Here is a 21,090-nt window from a genome sequence, read left to right on the forward strand (position 1 = left end):
ATGGCAGGCGCGGAAATTTTTAACAGCGACGAGATACGGGCGGTCGCGGATGTCATCGAGCGTAAAATGATACACCGTTACGGTTCGCACGATTCGCGCGGTGGTATTTACAGGGCGGAAGACTTTGAGGAAAAGGCAAAACGGCTGACCGGATCGAAGTACGCGCTTGCGCTCTCCAGCGGAACGGCGGCGCTGATCACGGCGCTCAAAGGTATTTGTATAAAGCCGGGAGACGAGGTCATAACTTCGCCCTTTACCTTCATCGCGACGGTAGAGGCGATCGTCGCCTGCGACGCCGTGCCGGTCTTCGGCGAGCTTGACGAGACGCTGAGCCTGGACGCGGCCTCGGCGGAAAAGCTCGTCACGCCGCGCACGAAGGCGATAATGCCGGTGCATATGTTCGGCGTCGCCGCCGATATGGACAAATTCGCCGCGCTTGGCGAAAAATACGGGATCCCCATCGTAGAGGATGCCTGCGAGGTCGTCGGCGGCACCTACAGGGGGCGCGCGCTCGGCAGCCTCGGCACCTGCGGCACCTGGAGCTTTGACCCGAATAAGACGCTGACCGTGGGCGAGGGCGGCATGGTCTTCACCGACGATCACGATATCTGGTACCGAATGGACTGTTATCACGACCACGGCCATATCCACAGCAAGGAACACGACCGCGGCGCGGAGGGAAAATTCGGCCTTGGCGTTAACTATCGTATAAGCGAGGTGCAGGGGGCGCTCGGCGTGGTCGCTCTGGAGAAGATGCCGCAGGCGCTCGCGGCCCTGCGCGCGGCCAAGAAAAAGATCATTGACGCCGGGATCGCCGCGGGGCTGACTCCGCGGCCGATGCACGACGCGGAGGGCGACACCGCTACGCATGTGATTTTCATGCTGCCCACGGCGGAAGCGGCGAAGAGATTCCAGGCCGCCGCGAAAGAGGCCGGCGCTGGCTGCGCGATAATCGCCGACAATACATGGCATTACGCGAAGCACTGGAAGGCTCTCGAGGAGATGGGCGGCAGGGAATATTTCGGCAGCCGGACCCCATCATACGCGCCTGAGACGATGGCACAGCCGGAGTCGCTTCTCTCGCGCGCCGTTATGTTCGGCCTCAACATCAGGATGAGCGACGAAGCGGTGGAACGGATCGAGCGGGCTGTAAGGGCGGCCGCGAAAGCCGCGCTTTAAGAGGCGGATAAGCGGGCGCGAGATAAAAATCCCCCTCATTTTATAATTAACAGGCTGCCTGTTTTGTTTGACGCCGGACGATCGTCCGGCGTTTTTACGTGTAGTTGGCTTTTCTATTATCGTCGGCGCTGTAAAAAAACATCCCAGTGGTATAAAATGAGGGCGTATACAAATTTTGTCTTTGAAAAAACAGAAAAGAGGTGTCGTGGTGAATAAAGAGCTTCTGGCAAAGATCGAATCACTTGAGACGCGGATGGTGGAGACTCTCGGAGAGATGGTCTCATATCCGGCGATCAGCCCGCTGGACGGCGGAGAGGGAGAGTTTCACAAGGCGCAGTACCTTCTGAAAAAGATAAAAGAGCTTGGCTTTGAGGATGTGAAGGTCTATGCCTCGACCGATCCGGAGGCTGCCGGCGGCGAGCGTCCGAATATCGTCATCCGCTTTCCCGGTAAGACCAAACGCCGCCTCTGGATAGTGGCGCACACCGACGTCGTCCCCGAGGGAGAGCGCTCCCTGTGGGAGACGGACCCCTTCACGGCTGTAGTCAAGGACGGGCGTATCTATGGACGCGGCGTAAACGACAACGGCCAGGAGGTCGTCGCCTCGCTCTATGCCCTTTACGCGGTCAAGGAGCTTGATCTTACGCCGGAATATGAGGTCTGCCTCGCCTTCGTCGCCGACGAAGAGGTGGGCAGCACGCACGGGATAAAGTATCTTATCAAGAAGGGGCTTTTTGATAAAGACGACCTGGTCGTCGTCCCCGACATGGGAACGGAAGAGGCCGACTTTGTGGAGATCGCCGAGAAGAGCATCTGCTGGATGGAATTCACGGTGGAGGGAAAACAGGTGCACGCGAGCCTGCCGAACCTGGGGATCAACGCCTGCCGCGCGGCGAACGGATTCTCCGTCTCGCTGGACGAGGCGCTGCACGCGGCTTTCCCGGAGACCGACGAACTTTTTGACCCCGCGGGATCGACCTTTGAGCCGACAAGACGCCGCGCGAATGTGGCGAATATCAACACCGTGCCAGGAGTGGAGTCCCTCTGCTTCGACTGCCGCGTGCTGCCGACTGCGCCGCTTGAAGATGTCAGGAAGGTCGTTGAGGCGGAGATCAAAAAAGCGCAGGAGAAGTACGGCGTCAAGATAACTTACCGCTTCCCGCAGTATGAAGAGGCACCGGAGCCGACGAGGGCTGACGCTCCCGTCGTTACGGAACTGCTCGCCGCGGTGAAGGAGGTATTCCCGAAGGTCACGCCAAAGGTAGGCGGCGTCGGAGGCGGCACCTGCGGCGCCTACTTTAGAAGGGAGGGCATACCCGCCGTCGTCTGGGGGCAGGAGTCGGACTGCGCCCACATGCCAAACGAATACACGAAGATCGAACATCTGCTTAACGAAGCCAAGGTATTCGCGCTGATGATGCTCGGCCGGTAACGCGGCTTTAAGATAGAGGAGGGGCCGCCTCGGCAGGCGGCCCCTCTGTTTTTATCTTATGATGTTGATGTTGGCGATATTATCGATGATCGTCGTGCCGTTTCTCCGCGTCATCTCCATGTCGGTGACGGCGACGCAGTTCAGCGTTTTCACGCCTTCGACCCCTTTTTTGCCCGACGGGCCAAGCGCGTAGGCGGAATGGATTATATAGGGCCGGCCCCTTATGGTGCCGAGATAGAGCATTATATGCCCGGGCATCTGCACCAGCGTCCCCGCCGGCGCGCCGGCAAGGAGCTTTGCCTTTTCCGCCGCCGTCAGCTTTGAGACGTCGATGTTTCCCGCGGGGGCCTTCGCCTGCGGCAGCGAGTTGCGCGGCAGTTCGATGCCGAAGGTCAGGTAAATGTCGCGGGTGAAGGCGCTGCAGTCGCGCGAGCCGTACATGCCGCCCCAGCCGTAACGTTCGCCGAGCATCTTGAAGGCCTGCTTCAGCACATTTGCCTGCGTATAGGGCAGGCAGCCGCGCGAAAGGTCGGCGCCGCGCGGCAGGAGGTCCGTTACGACGCGCAGCGAGCCGTCGGCGCCGCGTTCCGGCACCAGCACTCCGTGTCCGAATATTGCGGAGACGCCGCCGATAGATTCTTCTTCATCGGCGGCCGGGAGCCTGGTCCCCATGAAAAACTCGCGGCGTCCGGCATCCGGCGCGGAGGTCCTTACGTCCGACGTCACCCTGCTCCCCGTGACCATGTAGAAATCGTGCGCGGCCAGCTCTTTCAGCGTTTTCCTGTCGGTCAGCGCGACGTTCTCTTTCTTTATCCAACCCGCGCAGTACGGGCTCTCGACAAAATAGTATTTGTCGTCCGCCGATTCGTGCAGCACCGCCAGCGGCTCCCATATCTTGACCGCGCTTTCGACGTTCATGTCGAATAATACGTCGTCGGCCTCGCTGTAGAGCGGCTCTTCGCAGGGCAGTGTCTTTACGAGGCAATTATTTACGACGGCGCCGAAGCGGACGAGCGTCGTTTCATCTGCCGCGCCCGGATTTGCGTTGGATTCGACGCGCCGCCAAAACTCGCCGTCCGCCTCCGCCGCTCCGACGTATCTCTTGTTGTCCGGGCGCGCGGCGTAACTCTTTATCTTGCGCGCGAATTCTTCGCGGGAGAGAAAGTCCGGATAATCCAGGATGTCGGTGCAGAACGTGCCGGGAGCCTCCCTTATTTTAGAGGTGAGGGCCTGAACCTCCGCCGGCGCAAGTATCGTTTCGTGCGCCGTCTTAGTCCCATTTACCCAAAATTCCGCGTTCATCATCTCTTTCGTCGTGCCGCAAATGTTTTCCGACGCGAATGAGGCTCCGGTTAAGCAGAGCAGGATCGTGGCTGCCATGATAAATCTTCTCATCTTAAAAACTCATCCTCCTTTATTTAAGTATAACACGGAGGGAAAAGGGCGGGGCCGTATGTAAATCGATGGCAAAGGCAGTATAATAGAATGGGTAAGCGGTCAGAAACGGCGGCGTGAAAAAATAGTTTTTACGGCGTCCCGTTCCGCCGCGGCGGCGAAAGGAGCTGGAGCCATGCAGAATAACGATAATTACTGGTGGTACATAACGATAAAATCCGAAGCCAGTCAGGAGGACAACCTCTTCTCTCTCGCGGATATCTCAGAGAGCATCGGCACGGAGCTGCAGGAGCTTCCTGACGGAAATTCGCGGCTGCGTATGTATTACAGGAGCAACGAGGAGATCTCCGTCTGGAGGACGAAGCTCATAGAGGCGATGATGGAATTTCCCGGCGTGGAGATCGAGGACTGGGGAAAGATCGAGAATCAGCCGTGGAACGTCGCGGCGGAGGAGGCATTCCCGCCGCTTCCAGTGGGGCGAGGCCTCGTCGTGCTCGCGCCGTGGCACAAGGGAACGGAGCCCGAGGACCGTCTGGCTCTCTATATCAATCCAGGCAGCGCCTTTGGCACCGGATACCACGAGAGCACGCAGATAGTCCTTGAACTGCTGGAAAAATATATCCGTCCGGGAATCACCACCGCCGACATCGGCACCGGTTCCGGCATTCTGACGATAGGCGCGCTCAAGATGGGCGCCGGGCGCGCATACGCGCGCGACATCGACCCTACGGTCATCGAAGAGGTACGGAAAAACTTTGAACTCAACGACCTTGATCTTGAAAATATAGACCTGGCGACGGGGGATCTGCTGAAGGATTTCGACCATACCGCCGACATCCTTACGGCAAACATCCTGCTCGACCCGCTTACGACAATGGTGGCGGACGTTCCGGCCGTTATCGGCAAAGAGGGAGTCGCGATATTTTCGGGAATGCTCGAAAAAGAGAAGCCGGTCTTCCTCGAGGCGCTTGCCGCGGCGAAGATGAGAGTGATCGAAGAGCTGGTACGGGGAGAATGGTGGGGTGTCGCTGCCAAGACTGAGGCTTGAGCGCTGCACCTTTGATAACGGCCTGTGGCATATAGACGCGGAGGAGGCGCACCATCTCGTCCGCGTCCGCCGTTGCTATACGGGGTCGCTTGTAGAGGGACTGCTCGACGGTGAAAAGATAGAGCTGAAGCTTGAATGTGCCGGGGATTCCGTCTTTGCGCGCGAAATTTCACGCGTCAAAGAAGACGCGGGACTCCCGAAGGTGGAATTGCTGCTCGGCCTGCTGAAGAACGACCAACTGGACGACGCGCTGCGTTTCTGCGCCGAAACTGGCGTTTACGCGGTCCGCCTCCTGATCTGTGAAAGAAGCGTCCCCCGTTACGAGGGAGCCAAGCTGGCCGACAAGATGGCGCGCTGGCGCAAAATACTTGACGAAGCGACAAAACAGGCGAGCGCCGCGACGCCTCCGCTCCTGCGTGAGCCGGTCCCCTTCGCTTCGGCGGACTTTGGCGGCCTTCCCCCGCAGCGCCTCGCCGCGCTGCTCTCGCCGGAGACAAAGCCGCTGCGTGAGATAAAGATAGCGCCGCACACCGCGGTCGCCATCGGCCCCGAGGGAGACTGGGCCCCGCATGAAAGCGCCAGGCTGCTTGCGGAGGGCTTTATCCCCGTATCTCTGGGCCGCCGCATAATGCGCGCGAGCACCGCCGTCGCCGCCGCCTGCGCCGCCGCCGCTATCCTCTACGAAAAGGCCAGATAAAAACTTTTATACTCTTTTAGAAATAAGGTAATAGAATGAAATACGCAAAACAGATATTCATCATTTTTCTCGCCACGATGCTTGGCGAGCTGTTCAATTTTTTGCTGCCCCTGCCGGTCCCGGCCGGAGTATACGGGCTCTTTATCCTGTTGGCCGCTCTCTGTACCGGCCTTGTGAAGCTCCACGACGTTGAGGATTTCGGCAGCTTCCTGCTGGAGGCGATGCCGATGATGTTCATCCCCGCCGCCGTCGGGCTGATCGAGCAGTTCAACGAAATACGCGGAATCCTCATACCTCTTGCCGTTATCGTTACCGTATCTACCGTTGTGGTGATGGCGGCGACGGGAAAAACGGCGGAACTCGCGATGCGGACGAAAGAGGGGCGCGAAACAAAATGAGAGATTTCATCTCGTCCTCGGCCTACTTTGGCCTTGCGCTCAGCGTCGGAGCTTACATTCTCGGTTCCATCCTGCGCAGGCGCTTTAACTATGCCGTCTTCAATCCGCTGCTGCTCGCCGTCGTCCTCATAATCTCGCTGCTCTCGCTCTGCGGCATCCCCTACAAAAGCTACGACCACGGCGCGAAATACCTGAGTTATTTTCTCACGCCGGCTACCGTCTGCCTCGCGCTGCCGCTATACCGTCAGCGCGGCCTGCTGAAAGAGTACGCGGCGGCCATTCTTTGCGGCATCGCGGCGGGAGTGGCGGCCAGCGCCGCGAGTATCTTCGTCATAGCCAGGTGTTGGGGGCTGAGCCGCACCGTCTACGTGACCCTGCTGCCGAAATCGATAACCACGGCGATAGGCATGGGCGTCAGCGCCGAGGCGGGCGGCATCGTCACCATCACAGTGGTTTCGATAATAGCCACGGGGATACTGGGAAACATCGTAGCCGAACCGGTGATGAAGATCTTTCGCATAACCGACCCGGTGGCGAAGGGGCTCGCGATCGGAGCCAGCGCCCATGCGATCGGCACCGTGAAGGCGCTGGAGATGGGAGAAGTCGAAGGCGCGATGAGCAGCCTCGCCGTAGCCGTAGCCGGACTCGCCACGGTACTGGCGGTCCCTCTCGCCGCCGGACTGTACTAAACGCCTCCGGGTCGCATTCCGCAGTCGGGAAAATAATCACGGCGCGCGCCTTTGGGCGCGGCGCTGAAACGGTAAGAGGCCGGAGGCAGGGGAGCTCATGCTCCTCTGCCTCCGGCCTTTTCGCGCGGCGTGAGCCGCTTGTGTTTTTCAGCGTTGATCCCGCGTTATGCTCTTACCGCGCCACTCTCACCGTCCAGCCGAACTTATCTTCGCTGCGGCCGAACTGGAGGTCTGTCAGGGAGTGATAGAGCCTGAGCGCGAGCGGGCCGCTCTTGAATTCGCCGATAGGATATGTCTCGTCCTCCGTCGCGAATTCGCCGATGGGAGAGATGACGGCGGCGGTGCCGGTGCACCAGGCCTCTTCCACGTCGCCGTTTTTGATGCCCTCAAGTATCTCCTCCAGCGTCACGAGGCGTTCTTCGACCTCGACGCCCCATGATTTCAGCATCTCGATGACGGACTTTCTCGTGATGCCGGGGAGCACCGTCCCCAGCAGCGCCGGCGTCACCACCTTGCCCTTTATCTTGAACATGATGTTCATGCCGCCGCCCTCTTCGACGTACTTCTTTTCGACGCCGTCAAGCCAGAGCACCTGCGCGAAGCCTTTGGCCTCGGCGCGCTCTCCCGCGCGCAGCGAGCCGGCGTAGTTGCCGCCGCACTTCGCAAATCCGGTGCCGCCGCGCACGGCGCGCACATCTTCTTTCTCGATGAATATCTTCACCGGGTTGACCCCCTCGGGGAAGTAGGGGCCGACGGGGGAAAGGATGATCGCGAAGGTGCATTTTGAAGGCGCGTGCACGCCCAGCTTTTCATCCGTCGCGAAGAGGAAGGGCCTGATGTAGAGCGTCGTATCCGCTCCCGAAGGCACCCAGTCCTGATCTGTTTTGACGAGCGTCAGCAGCCCCTCCATGAATAGTTCTGGGTCTATCTGAGGCAGGCACATGCGCTCCGCCGATCTGTTCATGCGGTCGATGTTCTCCTGCGGACGGAAGAGCTGTACCGTGCCGTCGGGGGTCCTGTAGGCCTTCAGCCCCTCGAATATCTCCGGCGCGTAGTGGAGTACCATCGCCGCGGGCGATATCTCGAATGGGGCGAAGGGTACGACGCGCGGGTCGAACCATCCCTTGCCTTTTTCATAGTTCATCACGAACATGTGGTCCGTGAAGTATTTTCCGAAGGACAGCTTGTCGCTGTCGGGCTTTTCCTTCGGATGCGTTGTTTTTTCGATCCTGATCTCAGCCATTTAAATTCCCTCTTTCTTTATTGTTTCGCGGTCAGGGATTTGGCAAGCTCCTTGCCCGCTTCGTAAGCTTTGAGGTTGCTTTCGAGGAATTGCGGCTTTTTGGCGCCGAGTTTTTCCCTGATCACATTACGCGCGGTCTCATCGGCGATAAAGTCCGAAACCGCGGTCAAAACGCCGAGGAGCACTACGTTCAGCGCCCTCTCGTTTCCGACGCTCTCGGCGATCCGCGCGGCGTGGACCGGTATCACTCTGATGTCGTCCCTGGCGGCGTGATAGGAGGCCATATCCTCGTTGTAGATAAGTATACCGCCTTTTTTTACCGTTGGCTCATATTTGTCGAGAGACGGCTGGTTCAGTACGACGACGACGTCGGCCCGCGTCACGAAGGGGGAGCTGATCTCACCGTCGCTGATCGTCACGCCGCAGTTGGCGGTGCCGCCGCGCATCTCCGGGCCGTACGACGGGAGCCAGGTGACGTGCCGCCCCTCTTCGATCGCCCCGTAGGCGACGAGCTGTCCGAGCACCATGACGCCCTGCCCGCCGAATCCCGCGCAGAATAGGGTGCGTGTAAAAGTTGTCATGACGGAGCCCTCCTCACTCGAAATCCCTTTTCACGCCGAGCGGATAATAGGGGATCATATTTTCCACGAGCCAGTCACAGGCCTCCTTCGGGCGCAGCCCCCAGTTGGTGGGGCAGGTGGAGAGCACCTCGACGAAGGAGAAGCCCTTATTGTCAAGCTGGTTCTGAAAGGACTTTCTGATCGCCCTTTTCAGCGCCGGCAGGTAAGCGTGCCGCGCCGCGCAGACTCGCTCGACGTACATCGGGGAGGCGAGAGTGGAGAGCATTTCGCTGATCCGCATCGGATATCCGGCCTTTTGCGGGTCGCGCCCGTCCTGCGTGGTCGTCGTCCTCTGCCCGATCAGCGTCGTCGGCGCCATCTGCCCGCCCGTCATTCCGTAAATCGCGTTATTTATAAAGATGACGGTGATGTTCTCCGAACGGTTCGCCGCGTGTACGATCTCCGCCGCGCCGATGGAGGCGAGGTCCCCGTCTCCCTGGTAGGTGAAGATGACCCTGTCGGGACGTATGCGCTTGAAGCCGGTGGCGATCGCCGGCGCGCGGCCGTGCGGCGCCTCGATGAAATCGGTGTCGATGTAGCCGTACATCAGCGCCGCGCAGCCGACGGGGGCCACGCCGACCGTCTCCTGCTGGATGTCGAGCTCGTCCAGCACCTCGCAGATCATTCTGTGGACTATGCCGTGCGTGCATCCGGGGCAGTAGTGCGTATGGACTCCTTTGACCCAGCTTTTCGGCCTCTTGTATATTATCTTTTCAGTCATCGTCCTTCACCTCCGTTATCCGAGGGCGGCGAAAATCTTGCGGCATTCGTCCTCTATCTCCGCGACGCCGGGGCACATGCCGCCCGAACGTCCGTAGAAGCTGACGGGTATCCGCGACTCTGTCGCCAGTTTGACGTCTTTCAGCATCTGTCCCCAGTTCATCTCGACATCGAGTATATGCCTGCAGGCGGGAAGCCCCGCGAAATCCATGCGGGGAAAGGGGCTGACCGCGAGCGGGCGGATCAGCCCCACGCGGAAGCCCTCCGCGCGCATGGCCTCCACCACCGAGCGGGCGATCCTGCCGACCGTGCCGAAGGCGGCGATGACCACCTCGGCGTCGTCGGTGAGGTATTTTTCACAGGCGGTCTCGTTTTGTTCTATGACGTGCCACTTCGCTTCGAGTTTTTGATTATGCTTTTCCAGCACCTCGGGTGTGAGAAAAAGGCTCTGTAGAATATTGCGCCGCCCGCGCTCTCTCATGTATCCGGCGGCCCACTCCGCCGGATTTGAGAGATTCCTCGGCTCCTGCGCCGGTATCTCCACGGCCTCCATTATCTGTCCGATGATGCCGTCGCAGAGGATCATGACCGGATTCCGATATTTCTGCGCCGTGTCGAAGGCCCTCTGCACCATATCCACCGCCTCCTGCAGCGAGCTCGGCGCGTAGACGATGATGTTGAAATCTCCGTGTCCCATGCCGCAGGTCGCCTGATTATAATCGCCCTGCGAGGGGAGTATGCCGCCGAGCCCGGGGCCGCCGCGCATGACGTTGACCACGACGACGGGCAGCTCCTGCCCCGCGATGTAGCTCATCGCCTCCGACATCAGCGAGACGCCGGGGCTCGAAGAGCTGGTCATCACGCGCTCCCCGGTCGCCGCGCCGCCGAGGATCATATTGGAGGCGGCGACTTCGCTCTCCGCCTGTAAATAGACGCCGCCCACCTCAAAGAGGCGCTTCGACATATATTCCGGTATCTCGTTCTGCGGAGTGATGGGATAGCCGTAGAAATATTTGCAGCCGGCCTGTACCGCCGCCTCCGCGATCGCCTCGGTGCCCTTCATCAGTACCTTCGTCATGCCGCTCCGCCCCCCTCTTCCTCTCTGAATACGCTTATCACCGCGTCGGGGCAGGTCATGGCGCAGAGGCCGCAGCCGACGCAGTCATCCGCCTTGGCCGCCTCCACCGGCCGGTAACCCTTGGCGTTTATCCTGCCGGATATGGCGAGGACTTTCCTTGGGCAGGCATAAACGCACAGCGAACAGCCCTTGCAGTATTTCTCCGAGATCTCGACTCTGCCTTTGGGCATGTAAAACACCATCCTTTCTATGATATGGCAGAAGATACATACCTAATTTAATCCGAGGTTTGACGCTCCCAGGGCAGCAGTATGCGCCGCTTCAGCTCCCAGACGGGGACGCGCCCCTCCAGCAGACGGCGCGCCTCCGCCGCGAGCTTCTCGTGCGCAATGCCGAAGAGCAGCGGCAGCCCCAGCTTTTCCGCGAAGCCGCTTACCGTGAGGATGCCCCGTGCGCAGTCGGAGGGCTCCGTATCATTCATGAAATGCGGATTCGCCACCACGGCGCTTATCCTGAGACCGCCGATCTTTTCCAGCTCGTCCCTCATCGCCGCGACCTCTTTGTATGTCCGCGTGTGCGTCCTGTAAGGATTTATCACAAAAAGGAGCTCATAGCCGCCGTCCTCTATTTCGCTCTCAAACTGTTTGAGCGCGAAGGCTCCCTGCGCGTCGCCGCCGATGTCGAGAACGAGCCGCGACCCCTTATCGGATAGCTTTGCCCGCACGTCGGGATTGACGCAGCGAAAATCACCCCAGGTAAGTTCCTTGCGCGGCATCACCAGCGAGATGTTCTCATCCTCCATCTCCTTAGTCATCGTGCGCAGGCAGAAATAGGGGTTGATGATATCCATGTCAGCGAGATGGATATGCTCCCCCGCGGCGGCAAAGGCCTTGGCGAGGCTCATCGCAAACTCCGTCTTGCCGGAACCCAGCGCGCCGGTGACAGCCACCGTATGTTCCCAGCGGTGTGAGCGCAGCAGTTCCGTATTGGCGGTCTCCGCGCTACTCCCGCTCATAGACGAGCGCCTCCTCCTCGCCGCGAAGGACCCGCAGCGCGCCCTCCGCGAGCGCCTGCATCTCTCCCTCGCCGGGGATGCGCATCAGCGGCGCGATCCAGCCCACGCGCTCCTCTATCATCGCGCAGAGGTCTTCGTCGAAGGCGAGGCCGCCTGTGAGGATTATCATCTCAACTCTGCCGCAAAGCGCCGCGGCGCGGGCGGCGATCTCGCCGGATATCTGGAGCGCGAGCGCCCTCACCAGAAGCGCCGCCCTCTCGTCGCCGGATTTCACGAGCGCCATGATCTCTCTGAAATCGTTCGTTCCCAGATAGGCGCGGAGGCCGCCTCCGCCGACGATCTTTTTCTTAATTTCGTCAAAGGTGTATCTGCCTGAGAAGCACATGCGGACGAGATCAAGCATATGCAGGGTCCCAGCGCGGTCCGGCGTCATCGGTCCGTATCCTCCCAGCGCGTTGTTGACGTCGATGACCCTGCCGCTGCGGTGCGCTCCCACCGTTATGCCGCCGCCGATATGCGCGACGATGAAGCTGCATTCCTCAACCCTTTTGCCTAGCTGCGCGGCGGCCCGGCGCGCGACGGCTTTCTGGTTGAGCGCGTGGAAGATGGAATATCGCGGTATCTCCGGCATGCCGCTGATGCGCGCCTCGGGGATCATCTCGTCGACCACCACCGGGTCCACGGTAAACGCGGGTTTTCCTCCGGCGTCATCGGCGAGGCGCGAGGCCATTATCGCACCCAGGTTGCTGGCGTGAGAGCCATACCTGTTGGAACGCAGGTCCGCAAGCATCGCCTCGTTGACCGTCCATGTGCCGCCGCTGATTGGATGGAGCAGGCCGCCGCGGCCGACGAAAGCCGCGATATCCTGAATACAGGCAGACTTTGAAGCCAGAAAAGCCAGTATCGCGCCGCGGATCATCTCCTCGGCTTCGCGGTCGAGCGAGGCGTAACCCATAGCGCAGCCGGGAGGGTAGTCTATGTTTTCCGTCCATAACGCCCGCGCCTCTTCGAACATTGCCGCCTTTATTCCGGTAGTCCCCGGATTGAGAGCGAATATCCTCATCTTGTCACCTTCTCCGCTTTAATTTTTTTATGTGTTAAACAGAATTTAAATAAAATATTATTTATAAGTTTTTATCTAATCTATTTGTTTTTATTTTATTAAGATATTTAAGATTTTCACAAATATAAAATGCTATATTTTATGATATATCATGAGTATTTTAAATATATAATTCAGAAATCCAAGTGTTTCATTTGTAATTGTATAATTCTTAAAATTCATGCTATGCTAAAAATCAACAAAAGTCAAGTGCCTATTTTGCCGCGTTAAGGAATGTCAAGCGGGTGGTTGTGCGATATGGGAAAAGACGGCGGAGCCTTTCTGCCGTGAGAGGCTCCGCCGTCTTTGAGTTTTTTGCCGCTTACGCGAGCGGTGAAAACATTTTGCCTGGGTTCATTATATTGTAAGGATCGAAAGCCCGCTTTATTCCCTGCATTACCTCAAGTTCTGCGGGTGATTTGTTCTCCATCAGCACCTTTTGCTTAACGTGGCCGACGCCGTGTTCGCCGCTGCCGACTCCTCCGAGCGCGATCGCCTCGCGGATGAGAACGGCGAAGAAATCTTCGGCGTGCTGCGCCCAGCGTTCCGGCGGCATCTCCGCCGGTTTGAGCGGTATCGGGTGGATGTTGCCGTCGCCGATGTGCGAGATGATCCCGATCTCGATCCTCCACTCGGCGCTTATCTCTCTTATCCTGCGTATCATCTTCGGCACAGCGGAGAGCGGCACCATGAGGTCTCCCGAGGCGCAGGCGTGCGGATCGCGTGCGCGCATTCCCTCGAGTCCGTTCTGGCGCACGTTCCACATCGCCGCCGAGTCGGTGCGGCTTTCGGCGACGAAGACCTCAAGGGCGCCGCAGCCGAGGCATATTTTCCCGACCGTCTCATAGCCATCCTCGAGCTGCGCCTCCGTGTCGCCCTCGACCTGTATCAGCAGGTATCCCTCGCTGCGCTTCTGTTCGGGCAGCGTGCAGCCGAGGTATTCCGTCGTGTATTTAACGAGGTTTTTGTCCATGAATTCGCAGGAGATGATGCGTTTGCCGGAGCCGATCACCTTCGCTACGCTCTCGACTAACTCTTCGACCGTCGGGTAGCAGGCGAGCAGGTTGACGGTCCTGCCCGGTTTCGGTTCAAGGTTGACGATCAGCCTGGTCACGACCGCGAGGGTCCCCTCGCTGCCGGCCAGGAGGTTGAGCAGGCTGTAGCCCCAGGTGTCCTTGCGGAAGCGTCCGCCGAGGTTGATGATCTCGCCCGAGGGCAGCACGATCTCCGCGCCGAGGATGTGGCGCCGCGTGTTGCCGTAGCGGATGACCTTGCCGCCTCCGGCGTTCGTCGCGAAGTTGCCGCCGATGAAGCTCGTTTCGGTGCTCATCGGGTATCCCGCGTAGAGGAAGCCCTCTTCGGCGGCGGCGCGGCAGAGGTCGTTGGTGACGACTCCCGGTTCGACGACGGCGACGCGGTTTACCTTGTCGATCTCCAATATTCTGTTCATGCGTTCCAGCGAGAGGACGACGCCGCCCGCCAGCGGCACCGCGCCCCCGTTGAGGCCGCTGCCCGCGCCGCGCGGCGTTACCGGGATATGTTCGCGGCTCGCGATCTTCATCACCGCCGATACCTGCGCGGTATCCGCCGGTTTGACGACCGCCTCCGGCATGTGTCCCCAGATGCGGCCCGCCTGGTCCCAGGCATAATTGTCAAGGACCTCGGCGTCGTTCATTATCACGCCGCCGGGGCCGGTGACGGAGAGCAGCTCTTTATATATCTCTTCCGTTATTTTCCCATATCGCTCCATCAATGACGTTCCTTATATTTTTTGACGGCTTCGACGAGAGCGTTCAGCACCTCCATCGCGTCTCCCTGTACGCTGAGGTCGGCGACGCGGAAAATCGGCGCCTCCGGGTCCTGGTTGACGGCGATGATCGTCTCCGCGCCGGACATCCCGGCGATGTGCTGGACGGCGCCGGATATTCCAAAGGCGAGGTAGAGGCGCGGCGTTACGGATTTGCCCGACAGCCCCACCTGCGCCGAATACGGGGCCCAGCCGAGATCGACGGCCATGCGCGAAGCGCCGACCGAGCCGCCGAGAAGGCGGGCGAGCTCTTCAAGCCGGGCGAAGTTTTTCGCGTTTTTCATGCCCTTTCCGCCGGCAACGATTATCTCGGCCTCCTGCAGGGGAAGGCCGACCGCCTGTTCGGGGGTGAATTTTATGAACTTGATAAGCGATGAGAGAAGTTCCTCTCCTGGCGCGAACTCTATTACTTCGCCGGTACGCGACGCGTCCGACGCGAGCGGGCGTTTCGACTTGGGGCGCACTGTGCACATCTGCGGGTCGCGTCCCTTGGTCTTGATGTCAGCCATGACGTTGCCGCCGATCGCGGGCCGCGTCTGGATCAGCCGCTTGGTGGCGGGGTCGATCGCCATCTCCGTGCAGTCGGCGGTGAGGCCGCAGCCGAGCCGCGCGCTGAGCATCGGCATTACGGTGCGTCCCTGCGTCGTCGCCGAGGCGATGAGGATCGTCGGTTTGTATGTCTCGATCAGGTCGGCCAATGCCGCCACTTCGATATCGGCTTTGAAGTTTTCAAATTCGGGGGCGTCGGCGACGTATATCTTATCCGCGCCATAGCGGGCGAGCGAGGCGGCCTCTTCTTTGACGCCGCTGCCGATCACGACGCTGGCCAGCGGCGCGCCGAGCGCGTCTGCCAGTTCGCGTCCCCAGGCGAGCAGTTCGCGCGATACGGGGTGGATCTTTCCGCCGCGGACCTCGGCGAGAGTCCAGACCTCTGCGGTTTTCTTCATTTCGTGTCGCCTCCCGTCTCTTCCAGACAGTTTTTCTCTTCCAGCAGAGTCATGATTTCATTTATCGCCGCGCCGAGATCTTCGGAGGCGATGACCTTGCGCCCCTGGCGTGTCACCTTGGGGTACGTCACGTTGACGACCTGGGTCGCGGAGCCGGTGAGTCCGGTCTCCGCCGCGTCCATCGAGAGGCCGTCTGCCGTCTCCAGCGGGACCTCGGCCTCTTTGGCGCGGAGCTTGCCGCCCAGAGTGCACAGCCGCGGGATGTTCATCTCTTTTACGGGGATCACCATCGCGGGGAGCGGCGATTCGACAGTTTCGTGCCCGCCCTCGACGGCGCGCACGACGCGTATCTTTTCGTCGGTGAGCTCTTCGACGGCGCTGACGTATGAGAGGACGCCGATCCCCATCAGCTCGGCGCAGGCCGGCCCCACCTGTCCCGTTTCGCCGTCGGTGGCGCGCTCGCCCGCGAAGAGAAGGTCGAAGGGCCCCGCCTTGAGCAGCGCCCGTGAAAGGGTGCGCGCCGTAGCCAGCGTGTCGGCGCCGCCAAACTTCCTGTCGGAGAGCAGCAGCCCTCTGTCACACCCCATCGCGATGGCGTACTTGACGGCCTTCTGCGCCGCCTGCGGTCCCATCGTTACCGCCGTTATCTCAACGCCGGGACGGCTTTCTTTGATCCTCACCGCGGCTTCAACGGCGTGCAGGTCAAGAGGGTTAAGCTCGGCCTCGACGCCGTCGCGTATCATCGTGCCCGTATTCTCGTCTATTTTCACCGTGTCCACAGCGGGCACTTGTTTTACCAGTACTGCAATTTGCAAAATACCTTCCTCCTTTGAGGAATTTAAATAATATTTTAAAAAGATATACTCTATGTGCTGATGCGTCAAGGTTTTCGCGGATCTTTGCGGCGGCGTCCGCTCGTAAAAAATGAATCTTACGCCTCATTGCCATCGACAGGAGTAAAAATACCTACCGAAACACCATATATAGTGTTATAATTTTCTAGCTGAGCATATATAGCGGTTGGAGGAATAAATAATGAGATGCCCCGTTTGCGGCGCCCCGGAGACCAGAGTGATAGAGACGCGCAGTTCCGATGAGGGACGCGTCAACCGCAGACGGCGCGAATGCCCCGAATGCCAGAGCCGCTTCACGACGTACGAGCGGCTGGAGGAGAAGAGCTACCTGTGGGTAGTGAAAAAGGACGGCAGGCGGGAGGCTTTCGACAGGGATAAACTCATCCGCGGTTTTCAGCATGCCTGCGAGAAGCTGCCGGTGGCGCTGGATGTGCTTGAGGCCGCCGCCGCCCGCATCGAGGAGCGGGTGCGCGCTTCGGGGCAGGGCGAGGTATCGACGACGAGGCTTGGAGAGATGGCGGCGGAAGAGCTGCGCGGGATAAACAAGGTCGCCTACGTGCGATTTGCTTCGGTTTACAGAGAGTTCACCGATGTATCGAGCTTCACGAACGAAATAGCGAGGCTTTTGGATGACAAGGAGGCACACCGCAATGGTTGAGGAACTTATGAATAATTTCGGCAGACAGGGACATTTATTTGAAAATAAGGGAGAATCGACCGATCTTGCCCTTATGGTCGACGCGCTGGCTCAGGAGGAACGTTCCCCCTGGGACGCGAGCAGGATACGCGACGCGCTTATTATAGAGGCGGGAACGGACCCCGCCACCGCTGAGGGGATCGCCCTCGAGGTAGAGGACGACCTTTTGAAGTACGGACGCTCGAACGTCACCACCTCGATCATCCGCGAAATGGTCAACGTCAAGCTTTTCCAGCGCGGCCTCGAAGCCAAGCTCGCCGACCATTCACGCATCGGCCTTCCCGTGCACGATCTCGAGACGATGATGTTCAATAAGAACAAGGAAAACAGCAATACGAGCCATAATCCGGAATCGATCAACCTTTCGATCGCGGAGATGGTGCTAAAGGAGTACGCGCTGACGAAGGTCTTTTCAAAGGACGTCGCCGACGCGCACCTCAAGGGCGACATCCACCTTCACGACCTCGGCATGGTGAACCGCCCCTACTGTTCGGGGCAGAGCGTCGCCTATACGGCGCGCTACGGCCTCAATATTCCTTCAATAACGAGCGTTTCCAACCCCGCCAAGCACGCCGACGTCCTCCTCGCGCACATGCTGAAGATGACCTCGGTGTTGCAGAACCATTTTGCGGGCGCCATCGGCTGGGACGCCGTGAATATGTACTTCGCCCCCTACACGGTCGGCTGGGATTACGACAAATACCTCCAGCTCGCGCAGCAGCTGATCTTCGAGTTCAACCAGCTTGCGGGCGGCCGGGGCGGCCAGGTGGCCTTTACCGACGTGAACCTCTACTACGAGATACCGAACCACTTCCGCGACGTGCCGGCGATCGGGCCGGGCGGCAAGTTTACCGGCAAAACCTACTCCGAATACGACAAGGAATCGAAGATGTTCCTCCGGGCGCTCTTCGACGTCTACATGAGGGGCGACAGCCGCGGCCAGCCCTTCTTCTTCCCGAAACCGCTGCTGCACATCACCGATTACTTCTTTAAGGAAGAGGGCTGGGAGGAGTGTCTTGACCACGCCTGCCGCCTATCTTCGGAGAAGGGCAACACCTATTACGTGTTTGACCGCGGCGGAGTCGCGAAGCTCTCCGAGTGCTGCCGCCTCTCCTTCGAGCTGACGCCGGAGGACCTCAACGAGGCGAAGCATCCATGGAAGATGCGCTACTGCGCGCTGCAGAACATCACGCTGAACCTGCCGCGCGCCGCCTATAAGGCGAACGGGGACGACGGCATGCTCTTTGACATCATCGACGAAGAGATGGAGCTCGCCGCGAAGGCGCACCTCCAGAAGCGCGCCTTTATAAAGAACATCCTTGACCTCGGAGTGAAGGGGCCGCTCGCGGCGCTCTGCGTTTCGCACGACGACGAGCCTTATCTGCGTATGCGCAAGGCGAGCCACCTCATCGGCATCCTCGGACTCAACGAGATGGTGCAGGCGATGACGGGGGCCCAGCTCCACGAGAGCGAGGAGGCGGAGACCCTCGGGCGCGCCGTCATCCAGTATATGGATCTCAAATGCCAGCAGCTATCCGAGCGGTACGGCCTCAAGATCGTGCTCGAGCAGACGCCGGCCGAGAGCACGGCGCTGCGTTTCGCGAAGCTCGACCTGCGCGCCTATCCCGAAATCGCGAAGAACTACATCAAGGGGAACTTTGAGAGCGGCGAGATCTACTACACGAACAGCACGCACCTCAATTACAAGCTCGTGCAGGACCCGATCGACAAGGTGACGCGCGAGGGAGAGCTCCATCCGATGATCAAGGCGGGCGCGATCACGCACGTCTGGATGGGCGAGCACAAGCCCGATCCGAAGGCGCTGGCCTCCTTCGTAATGAAAACATTCCGGCATACGGAGAACGCGCAGGTCGCCTTCAGCCCGGAGTTCACGATCTGCAACGAATGCAGCCATATGGAACGCGGCCTCTCGGACCACTGCGAGTTGTGCGGTTCGGAGGATGTCGACGGCATCACGCGCGTCACGGGATACTTCACGCGCACTTCGTCGTGGAACGCCGGAAAACGCGGCGAACTTAAAGACCGCGCGCGCCGTCCTGTCGAAATGCCCGCGTAAGAGATGGAAAAGACAGCGGATACGAGGGCGGGGGGATATCTCCCCGCCTCTTTTTTAGACTGGGAGGGCCATGTCGCGGCGGTGATCTTCACCTGCGGCTGCAACTTCCGCTGCCCCTGGTGCCATAACGGAGAACTGGTGACGGCGCGCGCCGGCGAGCTGTCTATTGAAAAGATAATCTTCGACATAAAGCGGCGCGCGAAATTCCTTGACGGAGTCGTCATAAGCGGTGGAGAGCCGACGCTGTGGCCGGGGCTGCGCCCGCTCTTGGAGGAGCTCAAAGCGCTGGGGTTATCCGTCAAACTCGACACTAACGGGACGAACCCGGAGCTGCTGCGTGGCCTTATCCGGGATGGGCTGGTGGAACACGTCGCGATGGATGTCAAAGCGCCGCTTGACGCCGAGTCATACGCGAAGCTCACGGGAGTGCCGGTCGACATCGCGAAGATAACGGAATCTGTCGGGATAATAAAGGAGTCCGCCGCCTCATATGAGTTCCGCACGACCTTCGTGCCGGCGCTCCACGGTCCCGACGACATGCCGGCGATACGCGCCCAGCTCGGCGACGACCGGCATTGGGTGGTGCAGTGTTTTAAGCCGTCGGGATGCCTCGACGGGAAATTCCTTGAAAAAGAGGCTGCCGACCCCGAAAAATTAAAAAAAATATTGCCTGGAGTCAGAATTCGCGGCTGATATTTGATTAATTTTACGATATAATGCATTCAGTGTTCATTTCAACAAAGTCATAAAGAAGAGGTGTAGTGGAATGAAGTTAACCAAGAGTGTGGCAGTGGCTTTTTCATTGGTGCTCGTCATGGCCGGAATGGCGATGGCGGCGGAGACGGTGAAGATAGGAGTATATCTTCCCATTACGGGCGGAAACGCCATCGGCGGCCAGCTTGAACTTGACGGAGTCAAACTCGCTCACCAGCAGTACCCGACTGTGGACGGCAAAAAGATCGAACTTGTCGTCGTCGACAACAAGAGCGACAAGGTCGAATCGGCGAACGCCGTAAAGCGTCTGATCGAGAAGGATAAGGTGAGGGCGATAATCGGAACCTACGGCTCGTCGCTCGCGATGGCCGGCGGCGAAGTGGCGGAGAAGGCCGGAATCCCGATGGTCGGCACCTCCTGCACGAACCCGCTCGTAACGCAGGGCAAGAAGTACGTCTTCCGCGTCTGCTTCATCGACCCCTTCCAGGGCGCCGGCGCCGCGGACTACGCGCTTAAGGAGCTGAAGGCGAAGAGCGCCGCGATGCTCATCGAAGTCACCGAAGACTACAGCGTAGGCCTCGGCAACTTCTTCAAGCAGAACTTCACGAAGAACGGCGGCAAGATCGTCTCCGTGATGAACTACCAGAAGGGCGACCAGGACTTCACGGCTCAGCTGACTGAGATCATCAGCAAGAAGCCCGACGTCCTCTACATCCCCGCCAACTTCGCGGAGGGCGCGATCATCATGCGCCAGGCGCGCGAGCTCGGCGCGAAGTTCAGCATCCTCGGCGGCGACGCGATGGACAACCCCGAGATGGTCAAGATCGGCGGAGATTCGGTCGAGGGCTTCAGCTACACGACATTCGCCTATTCGCCCAACATGGCAGAGAAACTTATGAGCCCCATCCAGAAGCAGTTCACGGCGCAGTGGCGGAAGGCATTCCCCGGCAAAGACCCAGCGGCCCTCACCGGATGCGGCTATGACGCCTACCTGCTCATCTACAACGCGATCAAGAGCGCGAAGAGCACCGATCCCGCGAAGATCACCGCGGCCATCGCCTCAACTAAGGATATGCCCGGCGTAACGGGAACGACGACGATCAACAAGACGCATGACGCCGAGAAGTCTGTCGGCATCATCAAGATCGAAAAGGGCAAGCAGGTCTTCCACGCGATCGTCAACCCTAAATAGACAGTTGATCAGCGGCGCAGGCGCGCGGCCCGCGTCGCGACTTGATTCGGACTGCCGCGTGGTAAACATTTCCGCACGCTTGGCAGCAAAAGATATTATGGCCGCGTCCGCCCTTTAAAGGGCGGACGGCGGCCCTCGCGGTCCCGAATCAAGCCGCTTGGTGGTTTGCGCCTCTGCGCCGCCGCT

The 21,090-nt window shown here is 59.6% G+C and carries 21 protein-coding genes; 10 read left to right on the forward strand and 11 right to left on the reverse strand.

All coding sequences use genetic code 11. The features are described from left to right. Window positions 1-1,179, forward strand: a complete 1,179-nt coding sequence (locus CLOEV_RS03275) for a DegT/DnrJ/EryC1/StrS family aminotransferase (RefSeq protein WP_034441907.1) — start codon at window positions 1-3, stop codon at window positions 1,177-1,179. Window positions 1,180-1,387: 208 nt separating this feature from the next. Beyond that, window positions 1,388-2,611, forward strand: coding sequence for a M20 family metallo-hydrolase (locus tag CLOEV_RS03280; RefSeq protein WP_008710421.1), 1,224 nt, complete (start codon window positions 1,388-1,390; stop codon window positions 2,609-2,611). A gap of 51 nt (window positions 2,612-2,662) precedes the next feature. Here the strand turns inward: CLOEV_RS03280 and CLOEV_RS03285 are convergent, their stop codons facing one another. After that, the gene (locus tag CLOEV_RS03285; protein ID WP_034441910.1) at window positions 2,663-4,006 is read right to left on the reverse strand and encodes an SH3 domain-containing protein; all 1,344 of its coding nucleotides are present in this window, start codon (window positions 4,004-4,006) and stop codon (window positions 2,663-2,665) included. Between the two features lie 175 nt (window positions 4,007-4,181). Here CLOEV_RS03285 and CLOEV_RS03290 point away from each other — a divergent pair, with 175 nt between their 5' ends. From CLOEV_RS03290 to CLOEV_RS03305, 4 genes are read left to right on the forward strand one after another with little or no spacing between them, the layout of a single operon-like run. Then, window positions 4,182-5,054 carry a 50S ribosomal protein L11 methyltransferase gene (locus CLOEV_RS03290; RefSeq protein ID WP_034441912.1) on the forward strand — a complete coding sequence of 291 codons (873 nt, stop codon included), beginning with the start codon at window positions 4,182-4,184 and terminating at the stop codon, window positions 5,052-5,054. Further along, a complete protein-coding gene (locus CLOEV_RS03295; protein WP_051484858.1) occupies window positions 5,029-5,751 on the forward strand; it encodes an RsmE family RNA methyltransferase in 723 nt (240 codons plus the stop codon). The genes CLOEV_RS03290 and CLOEV_RS03295 overlap by 26 nt, the downstream gene beginning before the upstream one ends. A gap of 35 nt (window positions 5,752-5,786) precedes the next feature. Next, on the forward strand, window positions 5,787-6,149 hold the full coding sequence (locus CLOEV_RS03300; protein ID WP_034441914.1) for a CidA/LrgA family protein: 363 nt from the start codon (window positions 5,787-5,789) through the stop codon (window positions 6,147-6,149). Beyond that, entirely contained in the window at window positions 6,146-6,838 is a 693-nt protein-coding gene (locus CLOEV_RS03305) for an LrgB family protein (protein WP_008710430.1), read from the forward strand. Before CLOEV_RS03300 ends, CLOEV_RS03305 begins: the two co-directional genes overlap by 4 nt. Before the next feature lie 172 nt (window positions 6,839-7,010). Here the strand turns inward: CLOEV_RS03305 and CLOEV_RS03310 are convergent, their stop codons facing one another. The 10 genes from CLOEV_RS03310 to CLOEV_RS03355 all read right to left on the reverse strand — a co-directional run bounded on the left by CLOEV_RS03310 (window position 7,011) and on the right by CLOEV_RS03355 (window position 16,185). After that, complete coding sequence (locus CLOEV_RS03310) at window positions 7,011-8,081, reverse strand: branched-chain amino acid aminotransferase (RefSeq protein WP_034441916.1); 1,071 nt, start codon at window positions 8,079-8,081, stop codon at window positions 7,011-7,013. A gap of 17 nt (window positions 8,082-8,098) precedes the next feature. Further along, entirely contained in the window at window positions 8,099-8,662 is a 564-nt protein-coding gene (locus tag CLOEV_RS03315; protein ID WP_008710449.1) for a 2-oxoacid:ferredoxin oxidoreductase subunit gamma family protein, read from the reverse strand. 13 nt (window positions 8,663-8,675) lie between these two features. Further along, on the reverse strand, window positions 8,676-9,422 hold the full coding sequence (locus tag CLOEV_RS03320) for a thiamine pyrophosphate-dependent enzyme (protein ID WP_034441918.1): 747 nt from the start codon (window positions 9,420-9,422) through the stop codon (window positions 8,676-8,678). 15 nt (window positions 9,423-9,437) lie between these two features. After that, window positions 9,438-10,499 carry a 3-methyl-2-oxobutanoate dehydrogenase subunit VorB gene (vorB, locus tag CLOEV_RS03325; protein ID WP_034441920.1) on the reverse strand — a complete coding sequence of 354 codons (1,062 nt, stop codon included), beginning with the start codon at window positions 10,497-10,499 and terminating at the stop codon, window positions 9,438-9,440. Beyond that, window positions 10,496-10,729: a 4Fe-4S dicluster domain-containing protein gene (locus CLOEV_RS03330; RefSeq protein WP_034441922.1), complete on the reverse strand. Its 234-nt coding sequence runs from the start codon at window positions 10,727-10,729 to the stop codon at window positions 10,496-10,498. The genes vorB and CLOEV_RS03330 overlap by 4 nt, the downstream gene beginning before the upstream one ends. 47 nt (window positions 10,730-10,776) lie before the next feature. Further along, the gene (locus CLOEV_RS03335) at window positions 10,777-11,514 is read right to left on the reverse strand and encodes a P-loop NTPase family protein (protein WP_051484859.1); all 738 of its coding nucleotides are present in this window, start codon (window positions 11,512-11,514) and stop codon (window positions 10,777-10,779) included. Beyond that, window positions 11,501-12,577 carry a butyrate kinase gene (gene buk, locus CLOEV_RS03340; RefSeq protein ID WP_034441924.1) on the reverse strand — a complete coding sequence of 359 codons (1,077 nt, stop codon included), beginning with the start codon at window positions 12,575-12,577 and terminating at the stop codon, window positions 11,501-11,503. The genes CLOEV_RS03335 and buk overlap by 14 nt, the downstream gene beginning before the upstream one ends. Before the next feature lie 361 nt (window positions 12,578-12,938). Beyond that, a complete protein-coding gene (locus CLOEV_RS03345; protein ID WP_034441926.1) occupies window positions 12,939-14,366 on the reverse strand; it encodes an FAD-binding oxidoreductase in 1,428 nt (475 codons plus the stop codon). Next, entirely contained in the window at window positions 14,366-15,370 is a 1,005-nt protein-coding gene (locus CLOEV_RS03350) for an electron transfer flavoprotein subunit alpha/FixB family protein (protein WP_034441927.1), read from the reverse strand. The genes CLOEV_RS03345 and CLOEV_RS03350 overlap by 1 nt, the downstream gene beginning before the upstream one ends. After that, window positions 15,367-16,185, reverse strand: coding sequence for an electron transfer flavoprotein subunit beta/FixA family protein (locus tag CLOEV_RS03355; protein WP_008710461.1), 819 nt, complete (start codon window positions 16,183-16,185; stop codon window positions 15,367-15,369). Before CLOEV_RS03355 ends, CLOEV_RS03350 begins: the two co-directional genes overlap by 4 nt. 220 nt (window positions 16,186-16,405) lie before the next feature. Here CLOEV_RS03355 and nrdR point away from each other — a divergent pair, with 220 nt between their 5' ends. The 4 genes from nrdR (at window position 16,406) to CLOEV_RS03375 (ending at window position 20,904) form a co-directional block, all read left to right on the forward strand. After that, a complete protein-coding gene (nrdR, locus tag CLOEV_RS03360; protein ID WP_008710463.1) occupies window positions 16,406-16,882 on the forward strand; it encodes a transcriptional regulator NrdR in 477 nt (158 codons plus the stop codon). Then, complete coding sequence (gene nrdD / locus CLOEV_RS03365; protein ID WP_008710465.1) at window positions 16,875-18,998, forward strand: anaerobic ribonucleoside-triphosphate reductase; 2,124 nt, start codon at window positions 16,875-16,877, stop codon at window positions 18,996-18,998. Before nrdR ends, nrdD begins: the two co-directional genes overlap by 8 nt. A 3-nt stretch (window positions 18,999-19,001) precedes the next feature. Continuing rightward, window positions 19,002-19,691 carry an anaerobic ribonucleoside-triphosphate reductase activating protein gene (locus tag CLOEV_RS03370; RefSeq protein ID WP_008710467.1) on the forward strand — a complete coding sequence of 230 codons (690 nt, stop codon included), beginning with the start codon at window positions 19,002-19,004 and terminating at the stop codon, window positions 19,689-19,691. A gap of 73 nt (window positions 19,692-19,764) precedes the next feature. Then, window positions 19,765-20,904 carry an ABC transporter substrate-binding protein gene (locus CLOEV_RS03375; RefSeq protein ID WP_008710469.1) on the forward strand — a complete coding sequence of 380 codons (1,140 nt, stop codon included), beginning with the start codon at window positions 19,765-19,767 and terminating at the stop codon, window positions 20,902-20,904. Window positions 20,905-21,090 lie beyond the last annotated feature (186 nt).

Source organism: Cloacibacillus evryensis DSM 19522 (genome assembly GCF_000585335.1).
In the GTDB taxonomy this organism is placed as follows: domain Bacteria; phylum Synergistota; class Synergistia; order Synergistales; family Synergistaceae; genus Cloacibacillus; species Cloacibacillus evryensis.